General features: G+C 50.9%; 34 protein-coding genes and 1 pseudogene. 3 read left to right on the top strand and 32 right to left on the bottom strand.

Annotation, left to right across the window (positions count from 1 at the left end):
• Positions 1-23: 23 nt before the first annotated feature.
• Positions 24-1,097 (top strand): glycosyltransferase family 2 protein, encoded by a 1,074-nt coding sequence (locus BUB73_RS15050; RefSeq protein ID WP_073287111.1) that lies wholly within the window; start codon positions 24-26, stop codon positions 1,095-1,097.
• Entirely contained in the window at positions 1,082-2,608 is a 1,527-nt protein-coding gene (locus tag BUB73_RS15045; RefSeq protein WP_073287108.1) for a lipopolysaccharide biosynthesis protein, read from the top strand. Before BUB73_RS15050 ends, BUB73_RS15045 begins: the two co-directional genes overlap by 16 nt.
• On the opposite strand, the gene BUB73_RS15040 is transcribed toward BUB73_RS15045, so the two are convergent.
• Genes BUB73_RS15040 through BUB73_RS15030 form a run of 3 tightly spaced genes read right to left on the bottom strand, consistent with a single transcriptional unit; the run spans position 2,579 to position 6,218 of the window.
• The gene (locus BUB73_RS15040; protein ID WP_073159132.1) at positions 2,579-3,889 is read right to left on the bottom strand and encodes an O-antigen polymerase; all 1,311 of its coding nucleotides are present in this window, start codon (positions 3,887-3,889) and stop codon (positions 2,579-2,581) included. The two genes, BUB73_RS15045 and BUB73_RS15040, sit on opposite strands and share 30 nt — an antisense overlap.
• An 18-nt stretch (positions 3,890-3,907) precedes the next feature.
• Complete coding sequence (locus tag BUB73_RS15035) at positions 3,908-5,110, bottom strand: GumC domain-containing protein (protein WP_073159134.1); 1,203 nt, start codon at positions 5,108-5,110, stop codon at positions 3,908-3,910.
• Between the two features lies 1 nt (position 5,111).
• The gene (locus tag BUB73_RS15030) at positions 5,112-6,218 is read right to left on the bottom strand and encodes a polysaccharide biosynthesis/export family protein (RefSeq protein ID WP_249269450.1); all 1,107 of its coding nucleotides are present in this window, start codon (positions 6,216-6,218) and stop codon (positions 5,112-5,114) included.
• On the opposite strand from BUB73_RS15030, the gene BUB73_RS17780 reads away from it, so the two are divergent.
• Positions 6,196-6,345: a hypothetical protein gene (locus tag BUB73_RS17780; RefSeq protein WP_249269449.1), complete on the top strand. Its 150-nt coding sequence runs from the start codon at positions 6,196-6,198 to the stop codon at positions 6,343-6,345. The two genes, BUB73_RS15030 and BUB73_RS17780, sit on opposite strands and share 23 nt — an antisense overlap.
• Positions 6,346-6,379: 34 nt before the next feature.
• On the opposite strand, the gene rplQ is transcribed toward BUB73_RS17780, so the two are convergent.
• From rplQ to tuf, 29 genes and pseudogenes are all read right to left on the bottom strand, one after another.
• Positions 6,380-6,847, bottom strand: coding sequence for a 50S ribosomal protein L17 (gene rplQ, locus BUB73_RS15025; RefSeq protein ID WP_073159138.1), 468 nt, complete (start codon positions 6,845-6,847; stop codon positions 6,380-6,382).
• Positions 6,848-6,849: 2 nt separating this feature from the next.
• The gene (locus BUB73_RS15020) at positions 6,850-7,824 is read right to left on the bottom strand and encodes a DNA-directed RNA polymerase subunit alpha (protein ID WP_073159140.1); all 975 of its coding nucleotides are present in this window, start codon (positions 7,822-7,824) and stop codon (positions 6,850-6,852) included.
• 18 nt (positions 7,825-7,842) lie between these two features.
• Positions 7,843-8,265: a 30S ribosomal protein S11 gene (rpsK, locus tag BUB73_RS15015; protein ID WP_073287138.1), complete on the bottom strand. Its 423-nt coding sequence runs from the start codon at positions 8,263-8,265 to the stop codon at positions 7,843-7,845.
• A gap of 26 nt (positions 8,266-8,291) precedes the next feature.
• Positions 8,292-8,660: a 30S ribosomal protein S13 gene (gene rpsM / locus BUB73_RS15010; protein WP_073159142.1), complete on the bottom strand. Its 369-nt coding sequence runs from the start codon at positions 8,658-8,660 to the stop codon at positions 8,292-8,294.
• 9 nt (positions 8,661-8,669) lie between these two features.
• Positions 8,670-8,786 (bottom strand): 50S ribosomal protein L36, encoded by a 117-nt coding sequence (gene rpmJ, locus BUB73_RS15005; RefSeq protein WP_014546097.1) that lies wholly within the window; start codon positions 8,784-8,786, stop codon positions 8,670-8,672.
• 27 nt (positions 8,787-8,813) lie between these two features.
• Entirely contained in the window at positions 8,814-9,032 is a 219-nt protein-coding gene (gene infA, locus BUB73_RS15000) for a translation initiation factor IF-1 (RefSeq protein WP_014546098.1), read from the bottom strand.
• Entirely contained in the window at positions 9,032-10,393 is a 1,362-nt protein-coding gene (gene secY, locus BUB73_RS14995) for a preprotein translocase subunit SecY (RefSeq protein ID WP_073159144.1), read from the bottom strand. Before secY ends, infA begins: the two co-directional genes overlap by 1 nt.
• The gene (gene rplO / locus BUB73_RS14990) at positions 10,393-10,830 is read right to left on the bottom strand and encodes a 50S ribosomal protein L15 (protein WP_073159146.1); all 438 of its coding nucleotides are present in this window, start codon (positions 10,828-10,830) and stop codon (positions 10,393-10,395) included. Before rplO ends, secY begins: the two co-directional genes overlap by 1 nt.
• A 1-nt stretch (position 10,831) precedes the next feature.
• Positions 10,832-11,011, bottom strand: coding sequence for a 50S ribosomal protein L30 (gene rpmD, locus BUB73_RS14985; protein ID WP_073159148.1), 180 nt, complete (start codon positions 11,009-11,011; stop codon positions 10,832-10,834).
• Positions 11,012-11,022: 11 nt separating this feature from the next.
• Positions 11,023-11,517 carry a 30S ribosomal protein S5 gene (gene rpsE, locus BUB73_RS14980; RefSeq protein WP_073159149.1) on the bottom strand — a complete coding sequence of 165 codons (495 nt, stop codon included), beginning with the start codon at positions 11,515-11,517 and terminating at the stop codon, positions 11,023-11,025.
• A complete protein-coding gene (gene rplR, locus BUB73_RS14975; protein WP_073159151.1) occupies positions 11,517-11,888 on the bottom strand; it encodes a 50S ribosomal protein L18 in 372 nt (123 codons plus the stop codon). The genes rpsE and rplR overlap by 1 nt, the downstream gene beginning before the upstream one ends.
• Before the next feature lie 9 nt (positions 11,889-11,897).
• Positions 11,898-12,437 carry a 50S ribosomal protein L6 gene (gene rplF / locus BUB73_RS14970; RefSeq protein WP_073159153.1) on the bottom strand — a complete coding sequence of 180 codons (540 nt, stop codon included), beginning with the start codon at positions 12,435-12,437 and terminating at the stop codon, positions 11,898-11,900.
• Positions 12,438-12,439: 2 nt separating this feature from the next.
• Complete coding sequence (rpsH, locus tag BUB73_RS14965) at positions 12,440-12,835, bottom strand: 30S ribosomal protein S8 (RefSeq protein WP_073159155.1); 396 nt, start codon at positions 12,833-12,835, stop codon at positions 12,440-12,442.
• A 13-nt stretch (positions 12,836-12,848) separates the two neighbouring features.
• A complete protein-coding gene (locus BUB73_RS14960; protein ID WP_072799949.1) occupies positions 12,849-13,034 on the bottom strand; it encodes a type Z 30S ribosomal protein S14 in 186 nt (61 codons plus the stop codon).
• Positions 13,035-13,043: 9 nt separating this feature from the next.
• Entirely contained in the window at positions 13,044-13,583 is a 540-nt protein-coding gene (gene rplE, locus BUB73_RS14955) for a 50S ribosomal protein L5 (protein WP_073159157.1), read from the bottom strand.
• A gap of 8 nt (positions 13,584-13,591) precedes the next feature.
• A complete protein-coding gene (rplX, locus tag BUB73_RS14950) occupies positions 13,592-13,891 on the bottom strand; it encodes a 50S ribosomal protein L24 (protein ID WP_073159159.1) in 300 nt (99 codons plus the stop codon).
• Entirely contained in the window at positions 13,891-14,259 is a 369-nt protein-coding gene (rplN, locus tag BUB73_RS14945; RefSeq protein WP_073159161.1) for a 50S ribosomal protein L14, read from the bottom strand. Before rplN ends, rplX begins: the two co-directional genes overlap by 1 nt.
• 21 nt (positions 14,260-14,280) lie before the next feature.
• Positions 14,281-14,535, bottom strand: coding sequence for a 30S ribosomal protein S17 (gene rpsQ, locus BUB73_RS14940; protein WP_073159163.1), 255 nt, complete (start codon positions 14,533-14,535; stop codon positions 14,281-14,283).
• An 18-nt stretch (positions 14,536-14,553) separates the two neighbouring features.
• Positions 14,554-14,745 carry a 50S ribosomal protein L29 gene (gene rpmC / locus BUB73_RS14935; RefSeq protein ID WP_073159165.1) on the bottom strand — a complete coding sequence of 64 codons (192 nt, stop codon included), beginning with the start codon at positions 14,743-14,745 and terminating at the stop codon, positions 14,554-14,556.
• A complete protein-coding gene (gene rplP, locus BUB73_RS14930; RefSeq protein ID WP_073159167.1) occupies positions 14,745-15,158 on the bottom strand; it encodes a 50S ribosomal protein L16 in 414 nt (137 codons plus the stop codon). Before rplP ends, rpmC begins: the two co-directional genes overlap by 1 nt.
• Positions 15,159-15,160: 2 nt before the next feature.
• Positions 15,161-15,820: a 30S ribosomal protein S3 gene (gene rpsC / locus BUB73_RS14925; protein ID WP_073159169.1), complete on the bottom strand. Its 660-nt coding sequence runs from the start codon at positions 15,818-15,820 to the stop codon at positions 15,161-15,163.
• Positions 15,821-15,825: 5 nt separating this feature from the next.
• Complete coding sequence (gene rplV, locus BUB73_RS14920) at positions 15,826-16,155, bottom strand: 50S ribosomal protein L22 (RefSeq protein ID WP_254794902.1); 330 nt, start codon at positions 16,153-16,155, stop codon at positions 15,826-15,828.
• 17 nt (positions 16,156-16,172) lie between these two features.
• Positions 16,173-16,454 carry a 30S ribosomal protein S19 gene (rpsS, locus tag BUB73_RS14915; RefSeq protein WP_073159173.1) on the bottom strand — a complete coding sequence of 94 codons (282 nt, stop codon included), beginning with the start codon at positions 16,452-16,454 and terminating at the stop codon, positions 16,173-16,175.
• A 3-nt stretch (positions 16,455-16,457) separates the two neighbouring features.
• Complete coding sequence (rplB, locus tag BUB73_RS14910) at positions 16,458-17,288, bottom strand: 50S ribosomal protein L2 (RefSeq protein ID WP_073159175.1); 831 nt, start codon at positions 17,286-17,288, stop codon at positions 16,458-16,460.
• Positions 17,289-17,290: 2 nt separating this feature from the next.
• On the bottom strand, positions 17,291-17,596 hold the full coding sequence (gene rplW, locus BUB73_RS14905; protein ID WP_073159177.1) for a 50S ribosomal protein L23: 306 nt from the start codon (positions 17,594-17,596) through the stop codon (positions 17,291-17,293).
• Positions 17,596-18,216: a 50S ribosomal protein L4 gene (gene rplD, locus BUB73_RS14900; RefSeq protein ID WP_073159179.1), complete on the bottom strand. Its 621-nt coding sequence runs from the start codon at positions 18,214-18,216 to the stop codon at positions 17,596-17,598. Before rplD ends, rplW begins: the two co-directional genes overlap by 1 nt.
• Positions 18,216-18,833 carry a 50S ribosomal protein L3 gene (rplC, locus tag BUB73_RS14895; RefSeq protein WP_073159181.1) on the bottom strand — a complete coding sequence of 206 codons (618 nt, stop codon included), beginning with the start codon at positions 18,831-18,833 and terminating at the stop codon, positions 18,216-18,218. The genes rplD and rplC overlap by 1 nt, the downstream gene beginning before the upstream one ends.
• A 5-nt stretch (positions 18,834-18,838) precedes the next feature.
• Entirely contained in the window at positions 18,839-19,147 is a 309-nt protein-coding gene (gene rpsJ / locus BUB73_RS14890) for a 30S ribosomal protein S10 (protein ID WP_014546117.1), read from the bottom strand.
• Between the two features lie 10 nt (positions 19,148-19,157).
• Positions 19,158-19,367, bottom strand: a pseudogene (gene tuf / locus BUB73_RS14885) (elongation factor Tu); the annotation flags it as partial.

Below are 19,367 nucleotides of genomic sequence, written 5' to 3'. Positions count from 1 at the left end.
CCCTAGCGAATATAAAAAAAATCATGCCCAAAGTCAGTATCATCACGCCGTCCTACAACACGCCTCCCGATTTTTTCAAGCAGTGTATCGAGAGCCTGTTAGGGCAGACGCTAAGGGACATCGAGCTGATCATCATCGATGACGGCTCCACATCGAAAGACGAAACTGTCGCCCCCTGCATCCAGCTTTGCAACAGCTACGCCGCCGACACCCGCATCAAGTTTCTAAAACAAGACCACAAGGGCGTCTCGGAAGCCCGCAATCTCGGCATCCAGAACGCAACCGGCGACTACATCGTATTCCTCGATTCCGACGACTGGTTCGATACCGACACACTGGAAAGTTTATACAACTACGCCGTAGCCCAAAATTCCGACATTACCATCTTCGAAAACTATCGAAACACGGCCACTTCGGAACAGAACTTCAAGGCATTCCCCAAAGACATCGGCCATTTCGAAGGCGAGAACCTGGTCGAACTGATCAAAAATGCGGTACAGACAAATCCGCTCCACTGCGGAATCATTATTGGTGTTTGCTGCAAATTTTACAGAGCTGATTTTTTAAAGAAAAATGATTTAAAATTCAGGTCGGGAATCTCTCTTGGCGAAGACAGGATGTTCTTCCTGAACGCCCTTTGCAAACGTCCAAGAATATCTTACCTGGCACGCCCCTTCTACCACTATCGCGAATCGGAAAGTTCCCTTTCCCAGGCCGTCCGAAAGGATTTCGGATCCATTCTCGCCAACAGTGAGCTGTACCTGCAGCAACTCCCCATCGCCGAAGCCTACGGCATCCCCACCGAGACTTACACATCCTGGGTCTACACGGATTTCGCGAGAATCATATGGGCCTCCCTGATCCAGTATTACATCAACCCGCAGAATCGGGATTCCTATTTCGCCACCCGAAAGAACTTCCTGGAATTTATCAACCTGGATGTCTGCCAAAAGGCACTGAGGCGATTCAACCGAGAATGTTTCAGCAAGAAAGACCTGCTTAAACTCAACCTCTGTCAGGCAAGGCTGTTCTCGGTACTTTACCTTTTTAAAATTAAGCTGTCCATCCAGAGAAGAATCCTATGCCGTCACAAGTAAACCGACGCATCGCCAAGAACACCCTCTTCCTTTACATAAGGATGGCGTTCACCCTGGTCGTCTCCCTCTATACGTCAAGAATCGTACTCAAGTACCTGGGCGTATCGGACTTCGGAATCTTTGAAATTGTCGGAAGCATCGCCGCCGCCTTCTCGTTCCTGATTGCCTCCATGACCCTGGCCACCCAGCGCTACCTGAATTTCGCCCTGGGCCAAAAAGACCTTGAAAGGGTTTCAAAAGTCTTCTCGGCAGCCATGAACATCCATGTGGGAATCTCGCTGGTCCTGCTGATCTTGGCAGAAACCGTGGGCCTTTACTTCTTGAACCATAACTTGAACATTCCCGAAGGCCGAATCGGAATCGCAAACATTGTCTACCAGTTTTCCATCGGCAGCACCCTTCTGGGCATTGTCTTCATCCCCTACAACGCGCTGATCATCGCAAACGAGAAAATGTCCTTTATCGCAGGCATCAGCATCGTCAACGCCCTGCTAAGATTGGTCATCGTCTACATGCTGGTCATCATCAACGCCGACAAGCTCCTCGCCTATGCGGCGCTGGCCTTCGCCGTCTGCGTCATCGTGCAATTATCCTACGCCGTCTACTGCAAGCGAAACTTCAGCCAGCATTGCAGATACAGCTTTGAGCGCGACAGGCAGCTCTTCAGGGAAATGGCCTCCTTCTCCGGGTGGTGTACCTTTGGCGGCGTCACCTCCATCTGCAAATCCCAGGGCATCAACTTCATCCTGAACATTTTCCACGGCGTTACCCTGAATGCCGCCATGGGAATCGCCAACCGTGTCGCCGAGGCAACGAACCAGCTGGTCGCCAGTTTCCAGACGGCAAGCAATCCCCAAATTGTCAAGCAGTACTCAAACGGAGAATTCGAATCCCTTTCCACCCTGGTCATACGGGTCTCGAAATTTTCCTATTTCCTGATGTTCATCTTCGCGGCACCGCTGCTGCTGAACATCGATTTCATCTTCAGCATCTGGCTTGTAGAAGTGCCCGAATACGCCACGTCCTTCGTCAAGTGGATGATCCTCTTTGTTTTGACCGATTCCATCGCCGGTCCCCAATGGATGTCCATTCTCGCCACAGGAAAGGTCCGCAACTACTACATCATCGAAACAGCAATCACCTTCCTGAACATTCCCCTCTGTGTGCTGGTCCTTTACCTGAACTACTCGCCGGTCTACGTTTTCGTGGTGCGCTTCGCCATCAACCTCGTGGTACTCTTCTGGCGCGCCGCCTACATGCAAGACAAAATCCACCTGCCCCTCAAACGATATCTGGGTAAGGTCATCTGGCCCATCATCCTGGTTTCGTCAGTGGCAGGCGGCATCTCCCTCGCCAGCGCAGAAATCCCCGTTCAGGGCGTCGTACGCTTTGTCGTGCTTTCTGCCATATCGGCAACAGCAGTCATCGGTGCCACATGGATATTCGGCCTTAACGCCGACGAACGCCATTCCTGCAAGAACCTAATTCTTAGCAAGCTCAAGCGAATCTAGCTCAGCCGTTTGTGCAACAGCCGGCCTGCGCCTTCTCTTGCAGGCGAAATGCATAAATGCGATAAGGTAGACCCAGAGCCAGACATGGCCCAGCTTAAAGCCACCTACAAAGAAACTCCAACCCACATGGTAGATGGACAGGGCCATCAGTACGAACATCTGGGGGCGACAGCAAACCTTCATGCGTTCATAAAGGAACGACATCAGGAACGAAACGAAAAACGGGAAGAATATACAGCCTGCAATTCCAAAGTTCTTGTAGACTTCCCACAAGTAGCTAACAGTATTGTAGCCGCGCTGTTTCATGATGCGGTCATTGAAGACGTCATCCCACCCGTAAGACGACCTAAAGCCACCCGGCGCTCCCGTATATTCCACAAGGGCACCCGCCATGTCCAGGCCGTAAGTATACGGATGTATTTCCCTATCGTTAGGGGGATTTGCCGCATAATCAAGATTCCAATAGTTATTGGCAATGTAATTATAGGGCAAGGTCATCACGTACTTCAAGCCCATCCCTTCCAGCGAGGAACTTCCATACTGCGAACGGACAAGACCTACCGCCACGAAAGATGAGATGGCAAGGACGATCACCATGATAATCGCCTTGGTCGGTATGCGTTTCTTTAGATAGTGAAAAAGAATAAAGGAAGAGCCCAGGCACAGGAATAGGGCATTACGTCCAGGGTACACGCATACAGATAATATAATGACACAAATCGCCAGAATGAATGAAGCAATCCTGATACACTTATAGGGATTGATAGACTTGAAGGAGGCGACCATCAGCGTCACCACCACAAAGGGGGAACTGGCAAAGCTGACATTGGCAAAGGCCGACGCCTGAACGCTACTCCTTAAAGTTTTCTGCCCCACGCTCATAAGGTACATTCCGCCCATAGCTCGAGATACAAGGAACGCACCCACAGCAAAAATGGCCACAAAAATCAGCGAGAAGACAAAGTGCAATTTCCAGTTGTATTCCCGCCCCACTTCCATGGTCCGGCTCTTTTCCAGCTCGACCGTTTCCGGCTTTATCAAGTAATAGGCCATGGAACCAAGGATAAACGCAGCCATGGCACCGAGCCAGGCAAACCAGGTAACAATCTTGAAATCGCTCATGGACGGGGAAATCTTCAGGTACGAGATTCCCAACGTGACGCATTGGCAAAAGACATAGAAAACGGTCGGGTGGAAAAAATCCCTTTTCAGGGCCCCCACATACACAATGCAGAGAATTGCCGATAAGGCACAGGCGATTGAAACGTAATAAGCTTCCACCAGAAAACCGTTTCGCGACTACTTAAATCTAATCTTGCGAGAGAACTTGCTGATTTCCTTGCCCAGGCTAGATTCAGGATCCACGCTGCGGCAATATTCAATAAAGCAGCAGAGGGAAACAGCCAGGATAAAGCTGAGAGAGAATACGAACACCAGGGTAACACCACGCAGCGGTCGAATCTTCTTGTCGTTATCCCAAGGCGGCAACAACACAATCAGGTTAGACATCAGGTTGCTCTCTTCGATATAGAGACGTTCGCTTTCCTGCTTCAAGAAAGTATAAATCGCCCCCTGCATCCTGATTTCCTTTTCCATTCTGGTATATTCGGCAGCCAGCCCGGGAACCTTGCTCAGAGAAAGCACACCGATATTGCTCTGCCTTCCACCGAGGGCCTGGTTTCTGGTGTTTTCCACCTTCTTGACACGTTCATTCAGTTCGCGGTAAAGCTTGGTATTTTCGCCATGCTCTACGCGTTCCTTATCAAGCGCAAGAGACACCACATTGTAATCAGTCTGCAGGCTAGCCAGATACTTCATTGTACCTTCAACTTGCACTTCAGGATCATACACATGGTTCTTCTGCTGGAAATTCACAAATTCCCTTTCCAGGGAATCCAACCTGACCATCACTTCTTCAAGACGCTGGTTCATATACAGCCTAGACTGGCGGGCCTGAGTCGTCTTGAAGGAATTGTACATGGAGTCCACGTTGGCCAGCATGAAACTCAAAATGTCTGCGGCAAGCTTATGGTCCTCGTCGACAAAAGTCACGTGGAACATTTCTTCGTCGTTTTCTTCCAGAGAAAACTTCTTGCGGAAAAGTTTCAGCAAGTCTGCATGAAAGTTCCCGTCAAATTCGTAATGGTCTGCCAGGTTGAACTTCTCGATAACCTTGTTGTGCAGTTCCCACGAATTAAAATAAGTCCAGACAATGTTCTTGCCGTCATCACCCCCTCCCAGCAGGGAAGACATAGAAGACAGACCACCGGCACCATCCAGCAACTTGCTGAGGCTTCCGGCAGAAGTTCCAGAACCGTTAGGCGGAGTTACGACAGCCTCGGCAGAATATTCAGGCTTGATAACCCACATCACCAATACAAAAGCTACCAACACAGGAAGCCAAAGCGTAACCATAAACAGGAACTTGTGCGAAAGGCAGCTATTGACCATCTTCAGCACACATTCCAATAAAGTCATGTCTTTCTGATTTTCAGTAACCATACTACTTGTAACTCATGTATATGATAAATGTAGACGAAACCACCGATAGCAGCGAGGCCAGGAACAAGGTGAAATCCTTAAAAGATTCGTAATGGCTTTTAGGAATTTCGATATAGTCGCCCGGAAGAATCTGATCTTCAGTGACGCTCAGGGTAAGGGCCGTCGGCTTGTTACCACGCCACACCCTAATCTGGTTCCAGGAACCGGCAATGGTGTTGATACCGGCAGCGGCGGCATAATCCAGCGCATGCCAGCTGGGATTATACGGATAACGGCCAATGGCATTTACGGCACCACCCACATAGACCAGCATTTCCTGCACAGAAAATTCCACTTCGGTATTGGGCGCAATCTGGGTCAGCTTCATTTCAGAAAGGGTAATCCAGCGGGGAGCCTTTCCAGGTTCGCGGACACAGACCGCCTTGTAACCTAGGTTATGCATACGGGTACCGCCGGCAAGCTCAAAGTAATCCTGCAAAGTCCTTCCTTCCTGGAAGGCCACACTAGTACGATACCCCGGGAAAATCAGCGCAATGTTATCGCCCATAGCGACAAAGGGAACATAAATCTTGTCCCCCTGTTCCAGCATGACATCCTGTTCGAAATCACCCGACGAAGACATTGCATTATAGTTCACATGCAGGGTATCGTTACCACGCAGGACCCAGATATCTTCCTTGTTGGCATTGGGAAGAACACCGCCAACCTGTCTAATGAAAAAGCTCAACCTGGTCTGAGGTTCAACCACCTGCTGACCGATTGTCGTTACGGCACCCATCACATTCACACGGAACTTCTTGAGAGCGGAAAGCTGGACAAAACAATATTCGCGGTTATAACGTTTAGCCACAAGATCAAGAATCAAGGTCTGGGCCTCGGACAGGGTTTTTCCACCAATATTGACCGAACCGCATTCCTCGATAGCCACGGAACCATCCGGATAAATTTGAACGGTGAGATACTTGTCTTCAAGCATCAAGTCCAAAAAATCACCCGGTCCAAGAACATAAGCAGAATCCACCTGAACTTCGGCAAAGGCCGGCTGAAGAGAAACTGTGCTACGGGAAGGCGCACCCTTACTAGAAGTGGACAACGAAGAACTAAGCATTGATGTCTCTGCAAAAGCAGAAAGAATGCAAAGCAAAATAAGTGAAATAATTTTCGGCATGTTGAACGAAAAATACAAAAATAAAGCAGCCGGAGTTATGGGTAAAAATAAAAAAGCCCAGTCATAGGACTGGGCTCTTTAAACCGATTGCAAAAGATCGATTAGACGGACTTGCCTTCGCCTTCAACCATGTTAACGGTTTCAGACTTTGCAGGTTCTGCAGACTTCTTAGCCTTAACGACGATTTCGTCTTCGACGAGACCGACGAGAGCCATTTCAGCAGCGTCACCAGCACGGTTCGGGCCAAGCTTCAGGATACGGGTATAACCACCGTTACGGGAAGCATAGCGCGGGCCGATAGTGTTGAACAAATCCTGGAGAACCTTCGGGTCCATCACGAAGCGAGCAGCTTCACGACGTGCAGAAAGGTCACCCTTCTTTGCATAAGTGATCATGCGATCCACGCAGCTACGAACGAGCTTAGCCTTGTGGAGAGTGGTGCGCACGTAGCGGTTGCCCTGTTCGGCTTCCATACCCTTTCCAAGAATGGAAGTGGTAAGAGCGCGGAGGATGGCACGCTTGTGCTGGGCGTTAACGCCGAGTTTCTTGTTTTTTACACCGTGTCTCATTTTTAATCCTTCAAGTAGTCATCGACGTCCATACCAAAGCTGAGGCCCATGGAGGTCAATACTTCATTAAGTTCAACCAAGGACTTACGACCGAAGTTCTTGTATTTGAGCATATCGTTTTCCTTGTTGCGCACAAGTTCGCCAACGGTATGGATGTTTGCCATACGGAGGCAGTTGCTGGAGCGAACGGAAAGTTCCAGATCGTCCACGCGGGTGCGCAGGAGCTGAGCGATACGCTGACGTTCTTCGTCCATCTCCAATTCTTCGGGAGATTCGAGATCGCCTTCGAAGTTGATGAAGATTTCCAGGTGATCGACCAGGAGCTTTGCAGCATAAGCCAAAGCATCTTCCGGATCGATGGAACCGTCAGTCGTAATCTCAAGTTCCAGACGGTTGTAGTCCGTCTTCTGGCCAACGCGGGTATCGCTGATGTGCATTGCTACTTTCTGCACCGGATTGAAGTTGGCGTCCATGGCGATTACGCCGATCGGAGCGTCCTTGTCCTTCAATTCGTCAGCAGTGACGTAGCCACGGCCGCTGGAAATCTTAACTTCCAGAGACAGCGAAGCGTTACCGTTCAATGTTGCGATATGAACATCCGGAGTCAGGATAGCGACATTCGGATTGTCCATGAAGTCCTTAGCCGTGACTTCGCCGTCGCCGGACATATCCAGGCGAAGGGTTTCGTCGTGGTCGGAAAGGAGCTTAACGCGGATGCTCTTAAGATTCAGGATAATGTCAGTGACATCTTCCTTAACACCCGGAATCGTCGAAAATTCCTTGTCAACGCCTTCGATTTTCACGGAGACAATAGCCGCACCCTGCAGAGAGGAAAGGAGCGTACGACGGAGAGCGTTACCGAGGGTGATACCCCAGCCACGTTCCAAGGCTTCTACGACAAACTTAGCGTAGCGGCCGTCTTCGCCGGTTTCCACTTTCTGGAAGCTGCGCGGCATCTGAAGTGATTTCCACATCATTGGCGATACCTCTTTAGATTAGACTCTTCTCTTCTTTTTAGGACGGCAACCGTTGTGAGGAACGCCCGTCACGTCTCGAATAGAGAGAACTTCGAGGCCCGCATTCTTGATAGCACGGACAGCGGATTCACGACCACCACCTGCGCCCTTGACGCGGACATCCACCTTACGCATACCGAGGTCGAATGCCTTGTGAGCAGCAACTTCAGCAGCCAGCTGAGCAGCGAACGGAGTGCTCTTACGAGAGCCCTTGAAGCCGGAGTTACCGGGAGAGCCCCAAGCTACAACGTTACCGCGAGCGTCGGTGATAGAAACGATTGTATTGTTGAAGGAAGCGAACACGCAGGCGATACCCTGGAGGTCAATACGCTTCTTACCCTTCTTAACCTTGACTTCTTCAGCAGCAGCCGGAGCTTCTACAGCGGCGGCAGTTTCATTAATTACTTCTTCAGCCACGATGAGACTCCTTACTTCTTCTTGTTAGCCACAGTTTTCTTCGGGCCCTTACGAGTACGGGCATTGGTGCGGGAACGCTGACCGCGGACCGGGAGGCCCTTGCGGTGGCGGATACCACGGTAGCAACCAATATCCTGCAAACGCTTAATGTTCAGGGTAACTTCTGCGCGAAGCTGACCTTCCACAGAGTATTCGTCTTCCAGGAGATGACGAACCTTACCTTGTTCTTCTTCAGTCAGGTCATCACACTTCTTGTCTTTGTCAATGCCCAACTGAGCACAGACCTTACGAGCGGTGAACAGACCGACACCATAAATTGCCGTCAGACCATATTCAACAGTCTTGTTTTTCGGTAAATCGACACCAGCGATACGTGCCATACGATCTCCTTATCCCTGCTTCTGCTTGTGACGGGGGTTCTTCGAACAGATGATGCGCAATACACCCTTACGACGGATGATCTTGCAGTTTTCACATCTGGGTTTGATGGAGGCTTTGATTTTCATAGGTTTGACCTTCTTTGAAAATACCTATTACTTGTAACGGTAAGTGATTCTTCCACGATTTAAATCGTAGGGAGAAATTTCTACCAACACTTTGTCGTCAGGCAAAATTCTAATGAAATGCCGACGCATTTTTCCTGAAACATGGGCCAGAATTTCGTGACCATTTCCGAGTTGAACGCGGAAGAAAGCGTTGGGAAGGGCTTCCAACACAACGCCTTCTACTTGAATTCCTTCTTCTTTAGCCACTAGTTAGCCATCCTGCCGCGGATGCGGCCATTTTTCAAGAAACCTTCATAATTTTTGGTATGCAACTGAGCTTCGAGCTGACGAAGTGTATCAAGTGCAACACCAACCACGATAAGTACCGAGGTACCCCCAATATAGAAAGTCATATTGAGTTCGTTTTTCAAATGCAGGGGAACAACGCTAATAAAAGCGAGATAAAGTGCCCCAGGCAGAGAAATTCGAGTTAAAACGTGGTCAATATACTCTGCAGTCTGCTTACCCGGACGTACACCAGGGATAAATCCGCCAGACCTCTTCAGATTTTCAGCAATATCATTCGGGTTGTACTGAATTGCTGTGTAGAAGAAGGTGAAGAAGATAATCAGGAGTGCATCCACCACACTGTAAGAAATGTGGCCGGGGATAAACATAGATGCAAAGCTCTGCATCGCTGTAACGTTCGGGAACCAAGATGCAATCATTGCCGGAATGAACATGATGCAAGAGGCGAAGATCACGGGGATCACGTTAGCGGTATTCACCTTGAAAGGCAGATAACTAGACTGACCACCTACGACCTTACTACCGACAGTACGGCGAGGACTTTGTAGAGGAATTCGACGGGTCGCCTGTTCCACGAAGACGATGAAGCCGACAATCAGGACCACGATGGCAAGGATCATTACTTCGAATGCCAGGGGATGAATGCCTTCCTTCAACATTTCCGCTTCAGCCATAACGGCCCTCGGGAGGCCGCCGACGATACCGGCGAAAATAATAAGAGAAATACCGTTACCCACACCATGAGAGGTGATTTGTTCACCAAGGTACATCACAAAGATCGTACCAGCAGTGAAGGTCAGGGTAGCGAGTAAACGGAAGCCGACGTTACCGGCGCCAGAAGCGAAGTCGTCCGCAAGGACCGACACGCCAGCACCAGTAGCGGTAGTCACCTTCAGGGAGGAAAGCCATACAGAAATGCCCCATCCCTGCAGAGCAGCCAAGGCTACCGTGAAGTAGCGAGTATACTGGTTCAGCTTAGCGCGTCCTTCCTGACCTTCCTTCTGTAACATCTGGATGGCGGGAATAACAGAGCCCATCAACTGAATGATAATGCTCGCACTGATGTACGGCATGATGCCCAACGCAAACACTGTGGCCTTAGCGAAAGCACCGCCAGTGAAGGAGTCATACAGACCGAACAAGTTGTTTGAATTACGGAAGAACTCCGCCAGAACGGCAGAATTCACTCCGGGGATGGTGATGTGAGCGCCAATACGATAAACGATCAAAAGACCAAGCGTAAAAAGCAACTTCTTACGCAGGTCTTCAATCTTGAAGGCATTGACGAACGCATCAATAGCTTTCTTGAGAGCTTCCATTAGATGATCTCGACTTTGCCGCCAGCAGCTTCAATGAGGGCCTTAGCCTTTTCGCTGATAGCGTTAACCTTTACGTTGATAGCCTTATCGATGGCACCAAAAGCGAGGACCTTGACCGGCAGTTCGACGTTACGGATGAAGCCCTGATCGAACAGAGACTGTGCATCGAAGTCGACGACGCTGCAGGAAGCAAGCTTCTTCAGGTTCACGATCTGGTATTCGACACCAGCGTGCTTGAAGCCGCGCTTCGGGATACGACGGTGAATAGGCATCTGGCCGCCTTCAAAAGCGACACGACCGGCCTTAGCACTCTTACGAGCACCAGCACCCTTCTGACCACGGCCAGCAGTGGTGCCCCAACCGGAACCCGGACCACGGCCGATACGCTTGCGCTTTACGACCTTGGCCTTGCCAGGATTGAGAGTATTGAGTTCCATCTTAGATCTCCTCGACCTTTACCATGTCAGCCACAGCATTGATCATGCCCTGGATGGAGGGGGTCAAATTGTGTTCAACAGACTGTCCAATCTTGCGCAGACCGAGAGCAGCAACGTTTGCACGATGCATCGGGAGGCGACGGACGATACCCTTGATCAAAGTAATACGAACTTTCTTCATTGTATTACCCCTTAGGCGTTAGCACCGCGCAGTGCAGCGCAGTCCTGTTTGTTCTTCTGAGCCAGGAGGCCTTCGACGCAAGCGCGAACGACGGTGCTGGGGTTGGAAGAACCGTGAATCTTAGTGAGAATGTTGCGCACGCCAGCGAGTTCGAGAACTGCACGGGCAGCAGCACCGGCGATAACACCAGTACCCGGAGCAGCCGGCATCAGGAGGATGCGGGTTGCACCGCTCTTGACTTCGATGTCATGAGGGATGGTGCCGTCCAGGAGCTGGACTTCGACGATGTTACGGTTAGCAGCTTCGGTACCCTTACGGATAGCTTCGGAAACTTCCTTAGCCTTGCCGAGGCCTACACCAATCTTACCATTCTTGTTGCCAACGACAACGAGAGCGGAGAAAGACATACGACGACCGCCCTTAACGGTCTTGGCGCAACGGTTGATGTGTACAACCTTGTCTTCAAATTCAGAAACTTGAGCTTCGCGTTCCAAAGTGTACCTCATTAGAACTTCAGGCCGCCTTCACGAGCACCTTCTGCAAGGGCCTGAACGCGACCATGATAGATGTAACCGCCGCGGTCAAAGACCACGGATTCAATGCCCTTGGACTTGGCGATTTCAGCAATCAAAAGACCGAGCTGCTTGCTCTGTTCAGTCTTTGTCATTTCACCGAACTTGCCCTGGAAATCCTTGGAAGTAGTGGTGAGCTGAGCAATAGACTTGTTGTTTGCGTCATCGATAATCTGGGCGACCATGTGAGACAAAGAACGGCGAACAGCCAAACGAGGGCATTCTGCAGTTCCGACAACAGACTTACGTACGCGAGCGTGGCGTGCGATTCTGGACTGGATTCTTTTCTTAGCAATTGCAGTCATAGTTTACCCTTATTTACCTGTCTTCTTACCCTGCTTGCGACGGACAATTTCGCCAGCGTACTTAATGCCCTTGCCCTTATACGGTTCAGGACGGCGGTACTTGCGAATTTCAGCAGCAGCCTGGCCAACCTTCTGCTTGTCGATACCCTTGATGGAAATCTTCAGGGGATCAACAGCCTTCAGTTCCACGCCTTCCGGTGCCTGGAAGATAACCGGATGAGAGAAACCGAGAACGAGGTTCAAGTCCTTGCCCTTCTGTTCAACACGATAGCCAACGCCAACGATTTCGAGAACCTTTTCGAAACCCTTGGTCACGCCTTCAACCATGTTGGCAACGAGAGCGCGAGTGGTGCCGTGAATTGCACGGGTGAACTTCTGGTCGTCAGGACGGGTGAAGGACAGCTGGTTGTTTTCGAACTTGATAGCAATCAGTTCGTGAACGTCAGCTTCGAGCTTGCCGAGGGGACCTTCAACCTTGATGTTCTGACCATTGATGGCAACCTTAACGTTTGCCGGGACGTTGATAATAGCTTTACCGATACGGGACATCTTTACCAAACCTTTGCGATGACTTCGCCGCCCACATTTTCCTTGCGAGCTTCGTGGTCAGTCATGACGCCTTTAGAGGTGGAGATGATAGCAAAGCCGAGGCCATTGCGAACGCGCGGAAGCTTGGCTGCGTCAACGTAGTGACGAAGACCCGGGGTAGACACGCGCTGGATGCCCTGGATTGCGGATTCACCGTTAGTGTAGCGGAGGAGGACCTTGAGGATGCCCTGCTTACCGTCTTCAACTACGACGAACTTCTTAATGAAACCTTTTTCCTGCAGAACGCGAGCGATTTCACGCTTCAGGTTGCTGGCAGGAATGTCCACCACGGGGAGCTTTGCCGTAGAGGCATTGCGGATACGGGTGAGCATATCGGCGATAGGATCTGTCATTGCCATGAGTATACTCTCCTTACCAAGACGACTTAGTGATACCGGGGATTTCGCCGGCCAGGGCCATTTCGCGGAAGCAAATACGGCAAAGGCCAAAGCGGCGCATAAAGGCGTGCGGCCTACCGCAACGCTTGCAACGGTTGTACCCACGAACGGTATACTTCGGAGTACGCTTGCATTTTTCAATCATTCTTGTGCTAGCCATGGTATTACCTTACTTACGGAAGGGGAGTCCAAGTTCTTCGAGGAGAGCACGGCCTTCGTCGTCAGTCTTTGCAGAGGTAACGAAGGAGATGTCCATACCGAAGGTACGAGAGATCTTGTCGATGTCGATTTCAACAAAGATGGTCTGTTCCTTGATACCGAGGGTAAAGTTACCCATACCATCGAAACCACGACGTGCGAGACCACGGAAGTCACGAACACGAGGCAGGTTCACGTTGATAAAGCGGTAGAGGAAGTCCCACATGTTTTCGCCATGGAGAGTGACCTTAGCGCCGATACCGATGCCTTCACGGAGGTGGAAGTTAGCAACAGCCTTCTTAGCGTTGGTAACGATAGCCTTCTGACCAGTGATTGCAGTCAGGGTATCCACAGCTTCGTCGAGAACCTTACGGTTCTGGGAGGCAGCGCCAACACCCATGTTGATCACGATCTTTTCGAGGCGGGGAATCATCATCACGTTCTTGTAGGCAAACTTCTGCTGCAAGGCCGGGACGACTTTTTCGAGATAAAATTGCTTCATCTGGTTCATTGTAATCCTCACAGAGCCTTACCGGACTTAACGCTCACGCGAACAGCCTTCTTGCCAGCTTCGCGAACAATGCGAGTACGTACCGGAGTGTTGCCTTCGAGAAGCATCACGTTGGAAATGTCGATCGGCAGTTCCTTTTCGATGATGCCACCGGTCTGGTTGGTCTGGCTCGGCTTTTCGTGACGCTTGCAAACGTTAACGCCGCTAACGGTCACCTTGCCTGCCTTGACGCTAATCACGGTGCCGGTCTTGCCCTTGTTGGCACCGGAAATCACCTTGACGGTATCATTCTTCTTGATGTTAGCCATTAGAGAACCTCAGGTGCGAGGGAGATGATCTTCATGTATTTCTTGTCGCGGAGCTCACGAGCCACCGGTCCAAAAATACGGGTTCCACGCGGTTCACCTTCCTTATTGATGAGAACCACTGCATTGTCGGAGAAACGGATCAAAGTTCCATCCGGACGTGCGATTTCCTTACGAGTGCGGACGACTACTGCGTCTGCCACGGAACCCTTCTTCACCTTGCTCTGGGGGATAGCGTCCTTAACGGCTACCTTGATGACATCACCGATGCTAGCATAGCGACGGTTTGTGCCACCCAAAACACGGATGCAGGCGACTTCCTTGGCACCACTGTTATCGGCCACGACGAGTCTGGTTTCTTCTTGAATCATATTCGCCTTACTCCAAAAAGATTATTTCTTCTTTTCCACAATGCGAACCAAGCGCCAGCGCTTAGTTGCAGAGAGGGGACGAGTTTCCATGATTTCTACCAAGTCGCCTTCCTGGGCTTCGTTGTTTTCATCGTGAGCCTTGAGCTTCTTGGTAGTGGTCATGATCTTGTTGTACATCGGGTGACGCTTGCGGTTTTCAACCACAACCGTGATGGTCTTATCCATCTTGTCGGAAGAGACAACGCCCTGCTTAACCTTACGAAGGTTTCTATCCATTTCCTGCTCCTGCCTGGCTTAAGCCTTGGCCTTTTCGGTGAGGATGGTCTTGACTCGAGCAATATCCTTGCGGGTTGCCTGAATCAAAGAGGGTTTTTCCAAGCTACCAAGCTTTGCAGCCATGCGGTAGTTGAACAAATCGAGATTCAACTGAGCGAGCTTTTCCTTGAGCTGGTCAACACCCAGTTCCTTTAATTCACGTGCCTTCATTAGATCTCCGATTCTTCGATGATTTTGCACTTGAGGGGGAGCTTCTGAGCTGCCACGTGGAGAGCTTCCAGTGCCAGTTCGCGTTCGACGCCACCCATTTCGAAAATGATGCGGCCCGGGAGGATCACGGCTGCCCAGAATTCGACAGCGCCCTTACCCTTACCCATACGAGCTTCTGCAGGATGGCGGGTGATCGGCTTGTCGGGGAAGACGCGGATCCAAACGCGGCCACCGCGCTTGATCTTACGGGTCATGGCGATACGAGCAGCTTCGATTTGGCGAGCAGTCAGCCAGCACTTTTCGAGAGCCTGAATGCCGAATTCGCCGAAGGCGATGGAGTTACCGCGAGAAGCGATACCCTTCATACGGCCTTTCATCTGCTTACGATGTAATGTTCTTTTAGGACTCAGCATAATTACTTCTCTCTCTTGTTGTCAGACATGACGTCCTTACCAATCTTTTCACCGTGCATGATCCACACCTTAATACCGATGGCACCATAAACGGTCTTGGCAATCGCAGTTGCGTAATCGATGTCAGCGCGCAGAGTATGCAGAGGCACGCGACCTTCAGCATACTTTTCAACGCGAGCAATTTCAGCACCGCCGAGACGGCCACCGCACTGCACCTTGATACCTTCCACACCCATACGCATAGCGGACTGGATGGCGCGCTTCATAGCGCGGCGGAAGGAAATACGCTTTTCGAGCTGACGAGCGATATTTTCGGCAACCAGCTTAGCGTCAGTTTCCGGACGCTTGATTTCCTGGACGTTAATATAGATTTCTTTACCGGTGATCAACTGGAGTTCGCCCTTCAGCTTCTCCAATTCTTCGCCCTTACGGCCGATCACGATACCCGGACGGGCAGTAAAGAGGTTAACATTCACCTTCTTGACGGTACGTTCGATGCCAACCTTGGACAGGGAAGCATGTTCGAAGCGCTTCATCAAGTAGCGACGGAGCATGATATCTTCATAAAGAAGATCTGCAAACTTGTCTTCGGCATACCACTTGGATTCCCAGCCGCGGATGACGCCAAGACGAAGACCATTCGGATGAGTTTTCTGACCCATTTTAATTACTCCTTGTTGGCCACAACGACTGTGATGTGAGAGAGCGGCTTTTCGATACGGAAAGCACGGCCCTGGGAACGCGGATGGATGCGCTTCATGATGGTTGCACCGTCAGCAGTGATGGTCTTGATGACCAGTTCTTCTGCTGCAACAGCGGAAGCGGACTTCTGCTTGAAGTTAGCAACAGCGGACTTCAGTGCATTTTCAACCAGGGGAGCGCCCTTGGTCTGCGTGTGGAGGATAGAGAGCATTGCGAATGCTTCTGCAACGGACTTGCCACGAACCAGGTCGACAACGCGACGCAGCTTGCGGACACCGTAACGGACGTTTTTCACTTTAGCTACAGCTTGCATTATTTCTTGCCTCCGACAGTTTCAGTCTTGCGGTGACCCTTGAAAGTACGGGTCAGGGAGAATTCACCCAGCTTGTGACCGACCATGTTTTCGGTTACATAGACAGGAATGAACTGCTTACCGTTGTACACGGAGAAAGTAAGTCCGACCATATCGGGGATGATGGTAGAACGACGGGACCAGGTCTTGATAGCCTGTTTCTTGTCGGAACCGGCCATGGCCTGAGCTTTGACGAGAACGTGGGAATCCACGAACGCACCTTTCTTAAGGGATCTAGACATGAATTAGGCCCTCTTCTGACGACGACGAACGATGAAACGATCGGTACGCTTATTGTTACGAGTTTTTGCACCCTTAGAGTTCTTACCCCAAGGAGAGCAGGGATGACGACCACCAGAGGTACGACCTTCACCACCACCAAGGGGGTGATCGACCGGGTTCATAACGACACCGCGGACAGACGGGCGAATGCCGAGCCAGCGAGAGCGGCCTGCAGAACCCGAGGATTCATTCATGTGATCGATATTGGAAACCTGACCAACGGTAGCGAGGCAGTCTTCCGGAATGTAGCGAACTTCGCCACTCGGCAGACGGACCTGGCACAGCTTGCCATCCTTAGCAACCAGTTCTGCACCGGCACCAGCGGAACGAGCAATCTGGGCACCCTTGCCCGGCTTCATTTCGATGTTGTGGATAATGGTGTTCAGCGGAATTTCGCGGATGGGAAGAGCATTACCAACGCGGAATTCGGCACCTTCGCCAGAATTCAGAACGTCACCGACCTTAACGTCTGCAGGTGCGATGATGTAGCAGCGCTTGCCGTTTTCGTACTTGACGAGAGCGATGCGAGCAGTGCGGTTCGGATCGTATTCGATAGTTTCGACGACGCAGGAGACACCTGCGAACTGACGCTTGAAATCGATGAGACGATACAGTTTCTTGTGACCACCACCGCGACGGCGGGAAGTGATTTCACCGGCGTTGTTACGGCCAGAGCTACGCTTGATACCCTTGGTAAGCGGCTTGTACGGCTTGTCAGCAGTGATTTCCTTGCGGTCACCAATCTGCTTGTAACGAAGCGTCGGGGTAAGCGGGCGATAAGACTTCAAACCCATGATTATACTCCTTCGAACTCAGCGATGGACTGACCGGCCTTCAAAGTAATGTAGGCCTTCTTCCAGTTGGACTTCTTGCCAGCAACCATGCCCATACGGACACGCTTCATCTTACCACGGTTGATCAAGGTATTGACGGAGTCAACAGAAACGTTGAAACGCTTTTCGATAGCTTCCTTGATTTCGGTCTTGGTGGCAGACTTGGCAACCTTGAAAACGTACTTCTTCACATCCTTGGATGCAGCCATAACCTTGGCAGCGTCTTCGGTAATGTGCGGAGCAACGAGGATTTCGTGAATTTCAGCCATTAGCGGCCTCCTTCAAGTTCTGCGAGTGCAGCCTGAGAGATAACAACGTTGTTGGCACGAACGATATCGTAGGTGTTAACGTCGGCTACGCGAGCGCAACGGCACCAAGGGATATTGTTGGAGGACAGGTAAAGGTTCTGATCCTTTTCGCTAACCAGGAAGAGAGCGTTACGCTGTTCCAGACCAGCCTTAGCGAGAACGGAGAGGAGATCCTTGGTCTTGGGAGCTGCGAAGCTGAGAGCTTCGAACACCATCACCTTGCCTTCAGCTGCCTTAGCAGAGAGAGCAGAGTGGAAAGCGATCTTCTTAACCTTCTTGTTGACCTTTTCGAAGTAGTCGTGAGACTTCGGACCGTGAGCCTTAGCACCACGAACCCAAACTGCAGAGGTGTTCTGACCGGAACGAGCGCGGCCGGTACCCTTCTGCTTCCACGGCTTCTGACCACCACCGCTAACGGCGGACTTGTTCTTGGTCTGAGCAGTGCCCTGACGGTTGTTGTTCAGGATAGCCTTGATATGCAAGTACATGCAAACCTTGTTGACTTCCACGTCGAACATTGCCGGGAGCTGAATATCATTCTTAAAATCGCCAGTAGCGGCGAAGAGCTTTGCATTAGCCATTAGTCTTTCCTCACCACGATAATGCTGTTCTTAGCACCGGGGACTGCGCCACGGACGAAGATCAGGTTGCGGTCGCCATCAACCTTAACGACCTGGAGGTGCTTAACGGTAACCTTCTTGTTACCGAACTGACCAGCCATGCGCTTACCCGGGAAAACACGGCCCGGATAGGAGTGAGCGGAAGTACCACCCGGTTCACGCATATTGTGAGTACCGTGGGAACGAGGACCGCTGTGGAAGTTGTGGCGCTTGATGGTACCAGAGAAGCCGTGACCCTTAGAGATGCCGGAAACGTTGACAACCTTAACGTCAGCGAAATCAGCAGCACCAAATTCCTTGCCAACCGGCCAGGATTCGAGATCAGCGACATCAAATTCAGCGAGGTGTTCACGAACAGCAACGTCAGCCTTCTTGAAATGGCCGATTTCTGCCTTATTGGCACGCTGTTCCTTCTTGAGACCAAAGCCGATCTGGACAGCAGTATAGCCATCCTTCTCTTCTGTCTTGTGGGAAACGACCACGCACGGACCGGCTTCGAGAACCGTAACAGGAACGCATTCGCCCTGTTCCGTGAATACCTGGGTCATTCCCAATTTCTTTGCGAGAATACCGTTCATTGTTATTAAACCTTAATTTCGACTTCAACGCCTGCGGGCAAGTCAAGTTTCATGAGGGAATCTACAGTCTGCGGAGTAGCATCAAGGATGTCGATAAGACGCTTGTGCGTACGGGATTCGAACTGTTCACGAGAAGTCTTGTCAATATGCGGAGAGCGGAGCACCGTATACTTCTGAATCTTCGTCGGGAGAGGGATGGGGCCAGCAATGCGGGCACCAGTGTTCTTAGCTGTATTCACGATGTCCTGAGCAGAGCGGTCGATCATGCGATGATCGAAGCTCTTCAAGCGAATACGAATGCGTTCACCAGCCATTGTAAATTCCTTACTTGATGATTTCGGTTACAGAACCAGCACCAACGGTACGGCCACCTTCGCGGATTGCGAAGCGGAGCTGCTTTTCCATTGCAACGGGGGCAATGAGAGTGGTGTGGATGGTCACGGTGTCACCCGGGGTCACCATTTCGACACCTTCCGGCAGCTGGATGGTACCAGTAACGTCGGTGGTGCGGAAGTAGAACTGGGGACGATAGCC

It is taken from the genome of Fibrobacter sp. UWH6, assembly GCF_900142465.1.
Taxonomy (GTDB): domain Bacteria; phylum Fibrobacterota; class Fibrobacteria; order Fibrobacterales; family Fibrobacteraceae; genus Fibrobacter.
The sequence above is the reverse complement of the archived record's forward strand: the minus strand, read 5'-3'. Positions and strand labels throughout refer to the sequence as shown.